The organism is Kineosporia sp. NBRC 101731 (genome assembly GCF_030269305.1).
GTDB lineage: Bacteria > Actinomycetota > Actinomycetes > Actinomycetales > Kineosporiaceae > Kineosporia.
Map to the genome: position 1 here is coordinate 470,039 of NZ_BSTC01000002.1, position 15,118 is coordinate 485,156.

Sequence of the window (15,118 nt, forward strand, 5' to 3'; positions counted from 1 at the left end):
GTGCCGGCGGCCCCATTCGGGCCGAACCCAACTCTGACACGCCTGCCTGCGGGCCGCGCATCGGACACCGGTTGCAGGGGCACCGGGCCGGGAGGATCAGCGGCCGCCGAGACCGGTCCAGTGGCTCTGCGAACCGAACGGGCTGACATCGGTGGTGGCGATGTACCGCACCACGAAACTGTCCACGGGGGTCACCACGTCGGCCGCGCTGACCGCGTGACTGGCGACGCCGCCTCCGACCCCGACGCCGACCAGGCAGGCCGCGCCCACCAGGGTGGCGGCCACCCGGCGCTGGGGCGTGGACAGCCGGCTACGACGCTGCCCGAAGGCCGCGTCTTTACGGGTCGGCGGTGCGGGCATCGAGAACACCCGCACCTCACGGCGCCCGGCCGGTCGGGTACTCACCCCGGGCGAGACGAACGCCGGACGCGGGCTGCCGGGCACATGTTCGCGCCGCGGCGGAAGAGGGCCCGACGGGCCGCCCATCTCGAGCAGGTTGCGCAGGAAGTCGTCGCCGGGCTCCGGCACCGTCAGGCTGACCAGACGCTGCTTCATCAGCCGCTCGACCTCGAGCGCGTCCCGGCATTCCTGGCAGTCGGCAAGATGCCTGAGCGCACGATCTGCGGCGAAGCCCTCGACCTCACCGTCGACCAGCTCGCTCAGACGTCCACCGAGATGACTCATGGAGCCACCTGCGCGGCGGGCTGCACGATGGTCTCGGTGCTCTCGCCGCTCCGGCTGAAGACCGGGGCGGCCGGCCGGCGGTGCGCGAGTTCCTCACGCAGCAGGGCCCGGCCGCGGTGGATCCGCGAGCGCACCGTGCCGAGCTTCACATCCAGCGTGGCGGCGATCTCCTCGTAGGAGAGCCCCTCGATGTCGCAGAGCACCACCGCGGCGCGGAAGTCCGGCGGCAGGGCATCGAGCGCACGCTGCACGTCGTAGTCGAGGTTGTTGTGCTCCCAGGCCCGCTCCGGACCGGCTTCACGGCCGGGGAGCCGGTCGGTGACCTCGTCGGTCAGGTTGTCGAACCGGATGCGCTGCTTGCGGCGCGCCTGGTCGAGGAAGAGGTTCGTGGTGATGCGGTGCAGCCAGCCCTCGAAGGTGCCGGGGGTGTACGAGGAGAGCGAGCGGAAGACGCGGACGAACACCTCCTGCGTGAGGTCTTCGGCGTCGTGCTGGTTTCCCGTCAGACGGTAGGCCAGCCGGTAGACCCGGGTGGAGTGCTCACGGACGATCGAGTCCCAGCTCGGGGGCGTCCAGGCAACCTCCGCGGAGGCCGCCGGGGCGACCACGGCGCGCTCCACTGCGAGTGGGGCGACGGCCGGCTCTGACTTCCGTGCCTCGTGCGGCAACCCGGACCCCTCGGACGGAGCGAAGCGTGATTCACCCACGCTTGTGACCGCCCGGTCCTGAGTGCGACCCCGACCGAACAGCCTCAGCGGGAACGACCCCGCAGGTATCGCGTACGCCGACACCCTGCCTCCCATCCTCGCTCACCGTAGAGGCCTCGTGCCACTGCGGTGAGCGCCTCTCGCTCAACTGGTCCCAACGCATCACTTGGGTGACGCGTTCCCGATTGATACGAACAGACGTTTCCATTCGTACCCGGGAGTTTCCTGGGAGTTCGGTGCCGGTGACCTGACGGTCGCCCGTTCGCCCGGATCTCGTGCTCTCCACCGTGTCCCCTGTCTGCGACGAACCGGTGCCGCTCTGAGTGCCACCACGTCCGTCCGCGAGATCCATCCTCGACGAGCCCACCCGCGTCCGCCATCAGGCCAACCCCCGGCCCGACCCTGAGGTACCCCTGCAGCGCCGGTGGTACACAGCCACCACCGACTCCCCCGGTGGTGGTGCCGGGACGGTGGCCGCGGCGCGTTGTGTAACCCGTCCGCAGTAGATGGGGGACCGTGGGGATGGAGCACTACGCTGTGGGGGTCCGGTGCGGAAACGTCCTCGCCGGCGCACCTGCACACCGCCACTGGAGCCAGCGATCAAAGCCCCGACGCCCGCGAGCTGGGCCTACGCCGAGACGTTCGTCCCCGAGGACGACGTGCTGGCCCGTGCCCGCGCCCGCGCGGACGAGCTGGGCTGCTCCGCGATCGCCCCCGGGGCGGGGGCCGCGCTGGGCGTGGTGGCGGCCGCGCTGAAGGCCCGCGCCGTGGTCGAGATCGGCACCGGCACCGGCGTCAGCGCCCTGTACCTGTTGCGCGGCATGCCCGTCGACGGAGTGCTCACCACGATCGACGTCGAGGTGGAGAACCAGCGGGCCGCCCGCGAGGCGTTCGCCGAGGCGGGCATCCGGCCCAACCGCACCCGGATGATTCCCGGGCGCGCCCTCGACGTGCTGCCCCGTCTCACCGACGCCGCCTACGACCTGGTGCTGCTGGAGGCCGGGGCCCTCGACGTCGACGAGCACCTGGAGCAGGCCGTCCGGCTGCTGCGCCCCGGCGGCGCGCTGGCCGTGGACAACGCGCTCCACCGCGACCGGGTGGCCGACCCGGCCCAGCGCGACCCGATGACCACCTCCATCCGCGAGCTGGGCAAGGCCGTGCGCGACCACGAGCAGCTCCTGCCGGCCCTGCTGCCGACCGGGGGCGGTCTGTTGCTGGCGGTGAAACGCTGAGCGGAGCGACGGGGGGCCGGCACAGCGTGCGGCCACCCGGGAACGCGCAGGGCGACGAGCCGCAGCCGCACGGGACGACAGACCCGGCCGGACGCTCCGGCACCCCGCAGCCAGGAGCCGGGCCCACCGCAGCCGCTCCGACCGGTTCCGTACAGGTCATCAGCCCGCTCCTGGACTCCCCCGGCTATCGCGGCATCGAGTTGGGCACCGTTCCCCCGACCGGTTCGGTCCCCTCAATGCCCGCGGCCCACCAGAACCGCCCAACGCCTCCGACTCACCAGGTCGCAGGGGAGCCCTCCTCTCCGCTCCACGAGGCGCCCCCGCCCTATGGGCCATCGACGCCTCACGACGCCCCTTCGCTCCACGGCACCCCCTCCCCTCACAGCACCCCCTCGCCCCACGAATCCCCTTCGCCCCATGACAACCCTTCAGCCCACCACGTCCCTTTGCCCCATCGGGCCCACGGAACGCATCAGGTCCACCCCGCCGACCAGGCTCCCCGGCGCATCGATCTGACGCAGTACGACCAGGAGCCCTCGGTCGTCGACCTCACCGGACCCGACGACGGTCTGACCGAGGAAGAGCGCAGCGGGCACTACCGCACCGGCCCGATCGACCCGAACCGGGCCACGGCACCGCGGCGGCTCATGCGGGGGGGCGAGCAGCTCAGCGTCATGGTCGGGCACCGCCTGCTGGTCGGCATCACGTTCCTCGACGAATCGGGAAACGTCACCAATGCCCGGCAGTTCTGCGGCCGGGTCCTCGAGGTGGCCGACGGCGTCGTGACGGTGGAGCATCCCGGCGAGCCCGAGCCCGCGGTGCTCCCGGCCGACATCGGCGCCTACCGCAAGGCCTCGACCGGCCGCTACACGCTGCGCGACACCGGCGAGATCATCGTCGACCCGGACTTCATCAGCACCTGGCAGGTGGCCGCGGTCGAGGGCGACTGATTCTCGGACCTCCCGGCCCAGATCTGCTCCTCGTCAGCGACGACCCGAAAACCCGCCTACCGCAGGCTCTCTAGCCAGCGCAGCAGCAGACGGGTGCCGAAACCGGTTGCCCCGCGCGTGACCTCGTTCTCGTCACGGTCGGATCGGGCCGGTCCGGCAATGTCGAGGTGGGCCCAGCGGGCACCGGCGGTGAATTCACGCAGGAACAGTGCCGCCGTGATCGAGCCGCCACCGCTGGTCTGCGCCCCCCGGCCGGGCACGTGCCGGATGTCGGCGACGGCCGAGTCGAGCACCGGGCGGTAGTCCTCGACCAGGGGCATGCGCCAGACCTGCTCGCCGCTGCCGGTGGCAGCCTCGGTCAGGGCGCCGGCCAGCCGGTCGGTGGTGCTGTAGAGCGCGGCGTGCCGCTTGCCCAGACCGATTCCGGCCGCACCGGTCAGCGTGGCGATGTCGACGAGCACGTCGGGATCGAGGTTGCGCACGGCGTAGGCCAGGCCGTCGGCCAGCACCAGGCGGCCCTCGGCGTCGGTGTTGAGGATCTCCACCGTGCGCCCGCCGTAGGTGGTGACGACGTCTCCGGGCCGGTAGGAGCCGGCACCGAAGGCGTTCTCGGCCAGGGGGAGCAACCCGGTCACCGGGCGGCGGACCCCGACCTCGGGGCAGGCCAGCAGGGCGGCCAGCACAGCGGCCGCCCCGGACATGTCGGTCTTCATCGGCACCATGGACAGGCGCGGCTTGATCGAGATTCCGCCGGTGTCGAAGGTGATGCCCTTGCCGACGAGCACGACCGGTCTGCGGGTGCGCCCGCCCTCCGGCCGGTAATCGATGCGGACGAACCGCGGCGGTGTGGACGAGCCGGAGCCGACGGCCAGCAGCCCACCGAACCCCTCGTCGGCCAGCCTGGCCTCGTCCCAGATCTGAACATCCAGCCCGGCGGCGGCGCCGAGATCGGCAGCCTGTCGGGCAAGCCACGCGGGGGTCTTCAGGTTGGCCGGCGTCTCGGCCAGGTCGCGGGCCAGCACCGTGGCCCGGGCATGGGCCCGGCCCCGGTCGAGCCCGATCCCCGGATGACGGCCGACCAGGGTCAGCTGGGCAGCCGGAGACGACTCCACGCGTGATTTCAGGCCCGCGCTAGGAGGCGTGTAACCCCCGAGCACGAAGCCCTCGACCACTGCGCGTGCACCCTCGGTCGAAGAGCCGTCACCGAGGGTGGTCATGACATGGCGGCGACCGCGGGCCTTCCGAGCCAGTGCAGCCGCCGCACGACGAAGATCACGAGCAGAACCCGTACCGATTCCGATCAGCACGAACCGCGACGGCAGCCCGTCCGGGGCCATCATCGGCACCCGAACGACCTCGCCCGGACCCGCCTTCACCCGCTCTGCCGCGAGCACCGACGTCAGATCGACGCCGTAGGCGGCCGCGACCTGATCGCCGTGCCGGTCCGCGACGACCGAACCATCGGCCTTGCGGACCGACACCGCGATCAGGTCGACATCGTCCGTCTCCCGGAGTGCGGAGACGAGCGATCCGGACCTGTTCGTGACGCTGGTCTGAGGTCCCACGCGGGGTGTCACCTCTACCCGTGCCACCGCAACCATCTGCCGCCCGACCTCCGTCGCACCGGCCGGCAGGTCTGCCGGCCGACCTGGTTAGCTACCTATTGCCTTGAGTGCGTCGCCCAGCTCACTCGCCTCTGTGGCGGACATCTCAACCACCAGCCGGCCGCCACCTTCAAGAGGAACGCGCATCACGATGCCGCGCCCTTCCTTCGTGACCTCCAGCGGTCCGTCGCCGGTCCTCGGCTTCATGGCCGCCATCTGGCTCCCCTTCCTCGGCGCGACTCCCGATCTTGGGAATCGCTGAATGCTATGGGCACAACACCCGCCGCCTACCCGTGCAAAGCACGGAGCGTGACTTCGAGCATTATCCCGCTGACCGGTTCCACTACGAAACGCGGTGACCCGAGCGGGCTCCGTACGTCTCATTTTGCTGCCACTGCGACCCGCAATGCAGGTTTTGCGACCCACGAGAGATTTCTTGCATCGGCTGGTGTCATGAATTTTGTCATGACACGGCTCACCCGCGCCTGCCCACAGCGACAGGTGCGCTCTTTTTCACCACCCCGTCACCCCCGGAGCGGGCCCGCGCATGGCAGCCGGCGAAGTGGTCGTTCACCAGCCCGCACGCCTGCATCGCCGCGTAGGCGGTGGTCGGCCCGACGAACGCGAAGCCATGCTTCTTCAGCGCCTTGGCCAGCGCCGTCGACTCCGGCGTCGTGGCCATCACATCGCCCGGGACCCGGGGTGCCCGGGCCGGCCGGGCCGGGGCGAAGGACCAGATCAGGGCATCGAGTCCACCCTCAACCGTCTCCCTCACCTCGAGCACGGCCCGGGCGTTCCGGATCGCCGCGGTGATCTTGGCCCGATTGCGGACGATGCCCGCATCTCCCATCAGCCGGGTCACGTCGTCCTCTCCGAACGCCGCGACCTTCTCCGGGTCGAACGCGCTGAACGCCGCCCGGAAGTTCTCCCGTTTGCGCAGGATCGTGATCCAGGCCAGCCCCGACTGGAACGCCTCCAGCGTGACGCGCTCGAAGAGTCGCGACTCGCCGTGCACGGCCCGGCCCCACTCCTCGTCGTGATAGGCCCGGTAGTCCGCACTCGACGTGCCCCAGGAGCAGCGCTTGAGGCCGTCGTCGCCCAGGACCAGTGCCGCCCGTGTCTCACCCACGAGCGCCCGCTTCCCCCTCGATGCCCCGCCCCATCCTCCGCAGCGCCGCGCCGTACCCGGCCCGCGCCACCGCCCCGACGAGGGGATCGGCGAACCGGGTGACGGACTCCGGCACCACGCGGATCTCCTCGGTCCAGACCAGTCGCGTACCGGAAGTCTGTGCCGCCCCGGCTGCCCCGCCCAGTTCACCGGCACCGGCCGACACACCAGAAGATCCGGCTGATCCGGCTGATCCGGCTGATCCGGCTGATCCGGCTGATCCGGGCGGCACGGGCATCGGCCACACCTCGGCCTCGACCCATCCCTTCACGACACGCCCGGTCTTGGTCACCCGGAACCGGGCCGAAGGTGCGGATCCGCCGTCGATCGCCCGCCCGTCGGAGGCCGGCGCCGGGGGCTCGAACTCATCGATCCGCATCGAGTCGTCGAAGGCCAGCGGCCCGACCCCGGTGCGGGCCACGAACACCGAGCCCACCTGATCCGGCGCCCCGATGACGCGGATGGTCGTCAGCGGGGCCATCTGCTCGTGCGCCGACCAGTCGGTCAGCCGGGCCCACACCACGGACACCGGCGCCGCAATCGACACCTCCACCCGAAAACGCGCCATCAGGAAAGGCCTTCCGGACGGGACCGGAACTCACCGGTCGACGGGCCACCCGCGGCCCGGCGCCGCGGTCGCCGCAGCGGACCCGTGACGGGCCCGGCCGGCGGGTCGTTCTGCCCCGCCGGAGCATCGGCGGCCGGGAAGGAACCCGGACCCGATACTCCCGGAATGGATTCAGAGGCCGGAACCGATCCGGTCGACGGCCCGGACGCCGGGAACGAGCCCGTTCCCGGCCCGGAGGACGGCTGCCCCCCTGACGGCTGCGAACCCGTGGTCGGCAACGAACCGGTTCCCGGAGTAGCCGCTCCCGGGGCTTCGAACGAGCCTGTTCCGGGGCCGCCGGTTGCGGGCCTCGCGGCCTGATCGCGAGGAGTTTGCGACATCTCGACGGGGACGATGCCCTCACCGGTCGTGGTCACCGCGCCCCCGCTCGCGCTGCGGGCGAGCTGAAGGCGGGCGGACTTCTCCTGCGCCACCTGGGCCCGCAGACGATCGACCTCGATCGCCAGGGTGTCGAGCGCGGCGTCAACCTGGTCCATCCGGTAGCCGCGGAAGCCCTGGACAAAACGCAAGGAGGCCACGTCGCGCCCGGTGACGCCCTCGGCGGGCAGGGCGCGGGCGGGCACGGTCTGGGCCGGCTCGTCGAGTCCGCCCCGGATGACGCCGGTGGCGACGGCGATCACCCCGGCGACCACGGCGAGGGTCAGCAGCACCATCAGCAAGGTCACGGATCAGATCGTCCCACGGGGTACCGACAGTTCCGTATTTTGCACAGCTATCTGCTGCTCAGGGTGTCTCTCATTGGCCCCCGACCGGCCCTCTCCACCCGGCGGACCACCGGGAACCAGCCGGAGCCGGCCGGCTCGCCCTCGGCGAACTGGACCAGGTCCACGGGCCGGGGTCCCGGGTCCACACCGGAGCGGTCCAGCACCACGGCCAGGATCTCCGAGGCCATCACGCCCAGGTCGGCGAGATCGCGGTTGCGGTGCTTGCGCACCCCCAGGTCGACCTGGCCGATGGCGTCCAGCCCGGCGAGGCGGCACGTGTCCATGAGCAGCGCTATCTCCACCCCGTAGCCACCCGCGAAGGGCAGCCGGGCGAGCAGGTCGCGGTGGGCGGCGTATTCCCCGCCCAGCGGCTGCACCACCCCGCTGAGCCGCGGTGCGAAGCGGGCCAGCAGGGGACGCGCCATCAGTTCGGTGACCCGGCCGCCGCCACTGCGGTGCTCGGTCGTCGCCATCCGCAGCGGTCGCCGGTAGAAGCCCTTCACCAGCTGCACACCCGGCTCGGTCAGCAGCGGCCCGACCAGGCCCACGACCACTTCGGGGCCGACCTCGACCAGGTCCGCGTCGACGAAGACGATCAGGTCGCCCCGGGTCGCGGCCAGCGAGCGCCACAGCACCTCACCCTTGCCGGGCCGTGGGGTCAGACCGGGCAGCGCCTCGTCGAGCCGGACGACGCGGGCACCGGCCGCGACCGCCCTCTCCACCGTGCGATCGGTGCAGCCACCGTCCATGACCACCACCTCGTCCACCAGTTCCCCGGCGGCCCGCACCGCGGAGACCACCCCCGCGACCGTCCCCTCCTCGTTCAGCGCGGGCAGCACCACGCTGACGGTGCGGCCGCGTTTGGCCTCCACCAGCTCGGCGGCGCTCCAGGGCACCGGCTGCCAGGTGCGCCGCGCGAACCAGTCGGCGACCTCGACCGGGAGGCCACCCGCGTCCGCAGACACCCCGTAGCTCACGCGAGCCCCCGCACCGCACGGGCCGGCGGGCGTTCACCCCGGATGCTGGCCACCATGTCGATGGCGCGGCGGCTCGCGGCGACGTCGTGCACGCGGAACACCTTCGCCCCGCACCAGGCCGCGACCGCGGTGGCCGCGAGCGTGCCCTCGAGCCGGTCGTCGACGCCGAGATCCAGTGTCTCGCCCACGAAGTCCTTGCGGGACAACGACATCAGCACCGGGTGCCTGAGCGCGACGAGGTCTTCGGTGCGGCGCAGCAGAGCCAGGCCGTGCCAGGTGTTCTTACCGAAGTCGTGGGTGGGGTCGAGCAGCAGCGACTCCCCCGGAACCCCGGCGTCCACCGCCCGCCGGGCGTTGCCCGCCAGCACGGCCAGCACGTCGTCCACCACGCCCTCGGGGTCGGTGCCGTAGCCGACCCGGTGCGGACGCGTGCGGGGCACGGCCCCGCCGGTGTGCGAGATGACCAGCCCGGCACCGGTGGCCGCGGCGATCGCGGGCAGCTCCGGGTCGTGGCCGGCCCAGGTGTCGTTGATCAGGTCGGCCCCCGCGGCGCAGGCCTCGCGTGCCACCTCGGCCCGCCAGGTGTCCACGCTGAGCAGCAGATCCGGGTGGTCGGAACGGATCCGGGCCAGGAAGGGCACGACCCGGCGCAGTTCCTCGGTGACGTTCACATCGGTACCGGGACCGGCCTTGACCCCGCCGATGTCGACGATGTCCGCACCCTCGGCCTCGGCGCGGGCGACGGCCTCGGCCGCACGGTCCGCATCGATCATGCGGTTGGCGGCGTAGAACGAGTCGGGTGTGCGGTTGATGACCGCCATCACCACGGGGACGCCGGGCGCGAAGTCCCGGCCGCCGAGCCGGAGCCGGGCGGAGGGGGTGGGGACGGTCACGGGGCGGACTCCACCTGGTCGGTGATGGTGGGCGAGACCGCGGGACCGCCCAGGCCCTGCTCGATCGCCGTGAGGGCCTCGTCGATGCCGGTGGTCCAGACCAGCGCCGAGGCCGCGTTGCCGTGGAGGAACCCCTCGTCGGTCAGCCTGCGGATCAGCTCGTGCAACGGGGCGTAGAGGCCTGTCGGGTCGAGCACCACCACCGGCTTGGCGTGCAGGCCGAGCGACGCGGCGGTCCAGACCTCGGTCAGTTCCTCCAGCGTGCCGATGCCGCCGGGGAGAGTGAGGAAAGCGTCGGCCAGCTCGTCCATCCGGCCCTTCCGGCTGCGCATGTCCGGCGTGACGATCAGCTCGTCCGCGTCGTGGTCGGCGACCTCCCGATCGACCAGGGCCTGCGGGATGACGCCGATGGTGTGCCGGCCTCCGGCTCGCACCGCCTGCGCCACGGCACCCATCATCGACACCGAGCCGCCCCCGGAGACCAGGTCGTGCCCCCGGGCCGCGAGCGCGGCCCCGACCCGGGAGGCGAGTTCGACGTAACGGGGGTCGATCGTCAGGGACGACGCGCAGAAGACACAGATCCGGGCCACCGGGCCATTGTCGCCCGCTGATTCAGGAGGTCGTGGCGGGGTCGCCCGAGGCGGCGTGTTCGGACCGGGCGGCGACCATGAGGGACACGGCCTTCTCCACGTCGTCGGTGATCGTGACCAGCTCGAGGTCGGCGGCCTTGATCATGCCGCGGGCCAGCACCGGGCCGGCCAGCCAGTCCATCATTCCCTGCCAGTAGTCGGTACCCAGCAGCACGATCGGGAACGAGGTGACCTTGCGGGTCTGTACCAGCACGAGCGCCTCGAACAGCTCGTCGAAGGTGCCGAAACCGCCCGGCAGCACAATGAATCCCTGCGCATATTTAACGAACATCGTCTTACGGGCGAAGAAGTAGCGGAAGTTCACGCCGAGGTTGACCCACTGGTTCATGCCCTGCTCGAAGGGAAGCTCGATACCCAGCCCGACCGAGACCCCGCCGGCCGCGTGTGCCCCCTGGTTGGCGCCCGCCATGGCACCCGGACCGCCGCCCGTGATGACCGCGAAGCCCGACTCGACCAGGGCTCGCCCGACTTCCTGGGCCAGCTCGTAGTCAGGGTGCGAGGGCTGCGTGCGGGCCGACCCGAACACGCTGATCGCCGGGCCGAGCTCGGCCAGCGATCCGAAGCCCTCGACGAACTCGGCCTGGATGCGCATGACCCGCCAGGGGTCCGTGTGCACCCAGTCGCTCGCCCCGCGGCCGTCGAGAAGCCGCTGGTCAGTGGTGGAACCGGGAACCAGGTCACCGCGTAGCGTGGTCGGGCCGGAGGTGTATTCCTCCTCGGCCTTCTGCGGAACTGTGCCGTTCGATCGCGTGCTCATCCAGTTGACGTTAGGCGGTCCACGGCAGAGCGCCACACCGCAACACCAGTGACAACACCCGTCTCTGGCGTCACGAATCGTCAGGGAAGGTGACGCTGAGCCCAACACAGGGAAATTCAGGCCCCGAGCACTCGAGCCATGAGCTCAAACCCGGATAGTGTGCGGCACGTGCGCGGTCTACCGGAGGAGTTGACCCGGGACGGCGTGTCTCCGCTGGCCGACGTCGAGAAACTCGTCGTCGAGGGTCGGTACGGGCGCGCTGATCTCGCTCTTCGGCGACTCGAGGCGCTGATTCCCAGCCTGGCCCAGACCGCAGACGACGAGACGCTGCTGCTGGCTCTCTACGGCCGCGCCGTGCTGCTGCGCCGGCTCGGTGGCGGTCACCAGACCGCGATCGCCGCCTGTGACGTGCTGGAACGCGCTGCCCACGAGCGTCAGGCCGGGCTCTGGGCCGCGATCGCCTGCGCCACCCGCGCCCAGTTCCGCGTCGACTCCGGTGACATCGGCGGGGCGACGGCCGACCTGGCCCGCGCCGACTCGGCCCTGGCGGGTGACGAGCTCACCGACGAGAGCGGCTACCGGCTGCTGAACGGTCTGGCCGTGGTCTACGCCGGGCTGCGGCTGCAGGACCGCGCCGACGAGATGCGCACACGCATCGAGCACACGATCTCCTCACGCAGCACCCTGGACCGGGCCGAGCACTGGGCCATCTGGGCCACCGAGCTGGCGGCCCGCGCGATGGAACCGCTGGCCGGCGGCGCGCAGGACCCCCAGCAAGAACTGATGAGCCGCGCGGTCGAACTGGCCACCAAGGTCGACAACCTGCCGGAGGACGCGGTGCCCGGCACCCTGCGTCGCGGGGGTAACGGGGTGCGGGCCCTGGCGGCCGCGTACCGCGGCCGGCCGTCCGAAGCGCTGCGCCTGCTCGGCCCCGACGCCTTCGGCACCGTGGGCGATCTGCCCGCCGCCGAGCGCCAGATCATCTCGCTCGCCGCGATGCGGGCCCACGCCCTGGTCGGCTCGCTGGCCACGGCCCGCAGCCTCGACGACGCCGCGATCTCCCCGCCGGCCACCCTGCCCAACCTGGTGCTGGAGGTCTGCCGCACCCGCGAGCGGCTGTGGCTGGAGACCTACGCCAACGGCGAGGTCGTACCGGTGCTGCACCGGATGACCGAACTGCTGGTGCGCCTGGGCTGGCGCGGCATGGACCTGGTCGCCGACACCGCCCGGCAGGCCCTGGAGCACCAGGCACTACGCACCGAGAGCCGGACCGACGCCCTGACCGGGGTCGGCAACCGCCGCGCGCTCGACGAGGAACTGCGTCAGCTGCTGCGTTTCGGCCCCCTGCCGCTCGCCCTCATCCTGGTCGACGTCGACCATTTCAAGGAGATCAACGACCGCTTCACCCACGTGGTCGCCGACGAGGTGCTGCGCCGGGTCGCGGCCAGCCTGTCGCTGCAACTGCGCACCGACGATCAGCTCCTGCGGTACGGCGGCGACGAGTTCGTGGTGCTGCTGCCCGGCACCGGCGACGAAGAGGCCAACGCGGTCGCCGAGCGGATGCGGGTGGCCGTGGACGCGCGACCGTGGAACGAGCTCGCCGACGGCCTCGAGGTGAGCATCTCCACCGGTTGTGCGGCAGTGTGGTCGTTGTCCGGCCGGCGCCCCGACGCGGATGCCGAGAAGCTGTTCCGGCGCGCCGACGAGCGACTCCTGGCCGCCAAGCGGGAACGCCCGGGCGACCACGAGGTCCGCTCCCTCATCGGCCCGTCCAGCCCCGGCTGGGGCGATGAGTCCACGGACGACGTGGCCGCCATGTCGATGCCACCCACACCCACCCGCACGCTGGGCGCCGAGGTACTCGGCCCGCACAGCCGCCCGGGTTCGCCCCACCCCGCGCCGCCGGGACTCAACGGCGGCCGCCGGGCCGGCGACCCGAACTTCGAACCGGACCACGACGAGGCCGCCACCGGCACTCCGGTCAACGGCACCCCCGTCAACGGTGTTCAGCTCAACGGCACCCCGGTCAACGGCACCCCGGTCAACGGCAACCCGGTCAACGGCACCGACCTGCGCCTGCCGCCCCCGGGTGACCCGGCGCTGACCGATGCCCTCGCCGACCGCGAGATCGAGAAGGGGTCAGCCTCTTCCGAGATCCGCCGGTTCGGCAGCACCGACTCCGGTGCGGCTCCCGGCCCCGGCTCGAGCCCGGTGTCGCCCCCGCCCGCCGGTAGCCGGCGCTCCCGCCGCGCTGCGCGGGACGCCGAGGCGCACTCGCCGATGAACGGCATCGCGGTGGAGAAGCAGCAGGCCGAGGCCGCTGCCGCGGTTGCGGCCCGGCAGGCGGCCGATGCCCGCGAGCGCCAGGCTCGGGAAGAGGCGGAGAAGGCTGAGCTCGAGGCCCAGCGTCGCGAGAAGGAAGAGCGCGAGCGCATCGAGGCCGAGGCCCGTCGGCTCGCCGAGCAGATGGATCGTGAACGGCGCGAGGCGGAGGCCCGCGCCGAGGCGGAACGCCGTGAGCGGGAACGACAGGCGGCCTTCGCGCAGGCCGAAGCCGAACGCCTCGAGGCCGAGCGGCTCGAACGGGAACGCATTGAGCGCGAACGTGAGCGGGCGGAACGGGAACGGGCCGAACGCGAGCGGGCCGAGGCCGAACGTCTCGAGCGGGAACGGGCCGAGGCCGAACGCCTCGAGGCCGAACGGCGTGAGCGGGAACGCCGCCGTCTGGAGGCCGAGCGCCGCGAACGCGAGCGGGTCGAGGCCGAACGCCGGGAGGCCGAGGCCCGCGCCAAGGCCGAAGCCGAACGTCTCGAACGCGAACGCCTCGAACGGGAACGCAAAGAAGCCGAAGCCCGCGCCAAAGCCGAAGCCGAGCGCCTCGAACGCGAACGCCTCGAACGCGAGCGAAAAGAAGCCGAAGCCCGCGCCAAAGCCGAAGCCGAGCGCCTCGAACGCGAACGCCAAGAAGCCGAAGCCCGCGCCCGGGCCGAGCGCCTCGCCGCGGAGAAGGCCGAGAAGGAACGTCTGGAGAAGGAACGTCAGGCCGCCCTGGCCAAGGCCGAGGCCGAGCGCCTCGAGAAGCAGCGCGCCGAGCGTGAGCGCCGCATCCACGAGGCCCGCGAGCGCGCTGCCGCGGCCCGTCGTGAGCGTGAGGCGCGCGAGCGCGCCGAGCGTGAGGAAGCCGAGAAGATCGCCCGCGAGCAGGCCGCCCGCGAGGAGTCCGAGCGCCGCCGCCTGGAAGAGGTGCGCCGCGCCGCCGAGGAGATCCGGCGCGAGGCCTACGAACGCGCCGCCAAGCTGGCCGCCTCGGCGTCGAGTTCCAGCAGCACGTGGCCGACCGCGCAGGGCCCGCACACCGGTGGCTGGATGATGCCCTCCGCCGCGGCGCTGGAGTCCCCGACGACCCCTTCGGCCCCCATCCCGGACTCCCTGGCGCCCCCCAACGACCCCTCCCGCAGCGAGCCGAACCGCCGTGAACGCCGGCCGGAGCCGGCCGAGGCCGATCGCCGCTTCCAGGAGACCGCTGCCCAGATCTACCGGCCGGACCCGAACCTCGGCCCGTCCACCGAGACGATCCGGGCCCTCAGCGACCCTCTGAACGACCCGCTGCCGGGCCAGTCCCGTGGCGGCACCCCGTCGGCCGGTGACAGCTACTCCGGCTCGTCCTACGGCAGCGGCTCGGACTACTCGTCGTCGGGGTCGTACTCCGGCGGCTACGGCGGTGGCTACCAGAACGGCTACCAGAACGGCTCCCCGCCGGCCCTGCCGGCGCTCCCCTCGGCCCCGACACCGCCCCTACCGGCCGCCCCCTCGCCGTACAGCAACACCCCGGAGGAGCCCCAGGCCCCCTGGCGGCCCACTGCGAGCGACCCGTGGGGCGCGGGCCCCGCCGGCCCGCGCACCGGCAACGGCTGGTCCGAGGACGACGAGGTCGACCTGCGCGACGACCAGGGCCAGCTCCCGGGCACCGGTAACCGCGACCAGTCCGGCCCTTCCACGTCCCGCCAGGCAATCATCGATCTCTCGGCCCGCCGCCGGCACCGCAGCCCCAACGACTGACCCGACCATGAAGGACGACCCGACGGGCTGACGCCGTCGGCACCCCTTCAGCGCGCCCTGACGACGTGCCTCGGCCGACGCGGGAGCACGCACCAGTGCTCCCCC

At 72.2% G+C, this 15,118-nt stretch carries 14 protein-coding genes; 3 read left to right on the forward strand and 11 right to left on the reverse strand.

Annotation, left to right across the window (positions count from 1 at the left end; genetic code table 11):
• Positions 1-96: 96 nt before the first annotated feature.
• Both QSK05_RS09280 and sigE read right to left on the reverse strand, forming a co-directional pair.
• The gene (locus tag QSK05_RS09280) at positions 97-684 is read right to left on the reverse strand and encodes a zf-HC2 domain-containing protein (protein WP_285596064.1); all 588 of its coding nucleotides are present in this window, start codon (positions 682-684) and stop codon (positions 97-99) included.
• Positions 681-1,292, reverse strand: a complete 612-nt coding sequence (gene sigE, locus QSK05_RS09285) for an RNA polymerase sigma factor SigE (RefSeq protein ID WP_285596066.1) — start codon at positions 1,290-1,292, stop codon at positions 681-683. The genes QSK05_RS09280 and sigE overlap by 4 nt, the downstream gene beginning before the upstream one ends.
• A gap of 647 nt (positions 1,293-1,939) precedes the next feature.
• Between sigE and QSK05_RS09290 the strand changes: the two genes are divergently transcribed.
• Positions 1,940-2,623 (forward strand): O-methyltransferase, encoded by a 684-nt coding sequence (locus QSK05_RS09290; protein WP_285596068.1) that lies wholly within the window; start codon positions 1,940-1,942, stop codon positions 2,621-2,623.
• 446 nt (positions 2,624-3,069) lie between these two features.
• A complete protein-coding gene (locus QSK05_RS09295; RefSeq protein WP_285596070.1) occupies positions 3,070-3,573 on the forward strand; it encodes a hypothetical protein in 504 nt (167 codons plus the stop codon).
• A gap of 56 nt (positions 3,574-3,629) precedes the next feature.
• Here the strand turns inward: QSK05_RS09295 and QSK05_RS09300 are convergent, their stop codons facing one another.
• The 9 genes from QSK05_RS09300 to QSK05_RS09340 all read right to left on the reverse strand — a co-directional run bounded on the left by QSK05_RS09300 (position 3,630) and on the right by QSK05_RS09340 (position 10,954).
• On the reverse strand, positions 3,630-5,138 hold the full coding sequence (locus QSK05_RS09300; protein WP_285596072.1) for a leucyl aminopeptidase: 1,509 nt from the start codon (positions 5,136-5,138) through the stop codon (positions 3,630-3,632).
• Between the two features lie 87 nt (positions 5,139-5,225).
• Positions 5,226-5,393, reverse strand: a complete 168-nt coding sequence (locus QSK05_RS09305) for a DUF3117 domain-containing protein (RefSeq protein ID WP_231485466.1) — start codon at positions 5,391-5,393, stop codon at positions 5,226-5,228.
• A gap of 259 nt (positions 5,394-5,652) precedes the next feature.
• Positions 5,653-6,306 carry a DNA-3-methyladenine glycosylase I gene (locus tag QSK05_RS09310; protein ID WP_285596077.1) on the reverse strand — a complete coding sequence of 218 codons (654 nt, stop codon included), beginning with the start codon at positions 6,304-6,306 and terminating at the stop codon, positions 5,653-5,655.
• Complete coding sequence (locus QSK05_RS09315; protein ID WP_285596079.1) at positions 6,299-6,913, reverse strand: SRPBCC family protein; 615 nt, start codon at positions 6,911-6,913, stop codon at positions 6,299-6,301. Before QSK05_RS09315 ends, QSK05_RS09310 begins: the two co-directional genes overlap by 8 nt.
• A complete protein-coding gene (locus QSK05_RS09320) occupies positions 6,913-7,638 on the reverse strand; it encodes a DivIVA domain-containing protein (protein WP_285596080.1) in 726 nt (241 codons plus the stop codon). Before QSK05_RS09320 ends, QSK05_RS09315 begins: the two co-directional genes overlap by 1 nt.
• Before the next feature lie 47 nt (positions 7,639-7,685).
• A complete protein-coding gene (locus QSK05_RS09325; protein WP_285596082.1) occupies positions 7,686-8,654 on the reverse strand; it encodes a glucosyl-3-phosphoglycerate synthase in 969 nt (322 codons plus the stop codon).
• On the reverse strand, positions 8,651-9,475 hold the full coding sequence (gene folP / locus QSK05_RS09330) for a dihydropteroate synthase (RefSeq protein WP_352300739.1): 825 nt from the start codon (positions 9,473-9,475) through the stop codon (positions 8,651-8,653). The genes QSK05_RS09325 and folP overlap by 4 nt, the downstream gene beginning before the upstream one ends.
• Positions 9,476-9,543: 68 nt before the next feature.
• On the reverse strand, positions 9,544-10,137 hold the full coding sequence (locus tag QSK05_RS09335; RefSeq protein ID WP_285596086.1) for an LOG family protein: 594 nt from the start codon (positions 10,135-10,137) through the stop codon (positions 9,544-9,546).
• A gap of 22 nt (positions 10,138-10,159) precedes the next feature.
• Positions 10,160-10,954: an LOG family protein gene (locus tag QSK05_RS09340; protein ID WP_285596089.1), complete on the reverse strand. Its 795-nt coding sequence runs from the start codon at positions 10,952-10,954 to the stop codon at positions 10,160-10,162.
• A gap of 168 nt (positions 10,955-11,122) precedes the next feature.
• On the opposite strand from QSK05_RS09340, the gene QSK05_RS09345 reads away from it, so the two are divergent.
• A complete protein-coding gene (locus QSK05_RS09345) occupies positions 11,123-15,013 on the forward strand; it encodes a diguanylate cyclase (protein WP_285596091.1) in 3,891 nt (1,296 codons plus the stop codon).
• Positions 15,014-15,118: the final 105 nt, after the last annotated feature.

Excerpts from the sequence above, each read along its gene's own strand:
- QSK05_RS09280 (WP_285596064.1), bottom strand. The coding sequence starts at position 684 with ATGAGTCATCTCGGTGGACGTCTGAGCGAGCTGGTCGACGGTGAGGTC.
- QSK05_RS09305 (WP_231485466.1), bottom strand. The coding sequence starts at position 5,393 with ATGGCGGCCATGAAGCCGAGGACCGGCGACGGACCGCTGGAGGTCACG.
- QSK05_RS09315 (WP_285596079.1), bottom strand. The coding sequence starts at position 6,913 with ATGGCGCGTTTTCGGGTGGAGGTGTCGATTGCGGCGCCGGTGTCCGTG.
- folP (WP_352300739.1), bottom strand. The coding sequence starts at position 9,475 with ATGGCGGTCATCAACCGCACACCCGACTCGTTCTACGCCGCCAACCGC.
- QSK05_RS09340 (WP_285596089.1), bottom strand. The coding sequence starts at position 10,954 with ATGAGCACGCGATCGAACGGCACAGTTCCGCAGAAGGCCGAGGAGGAA.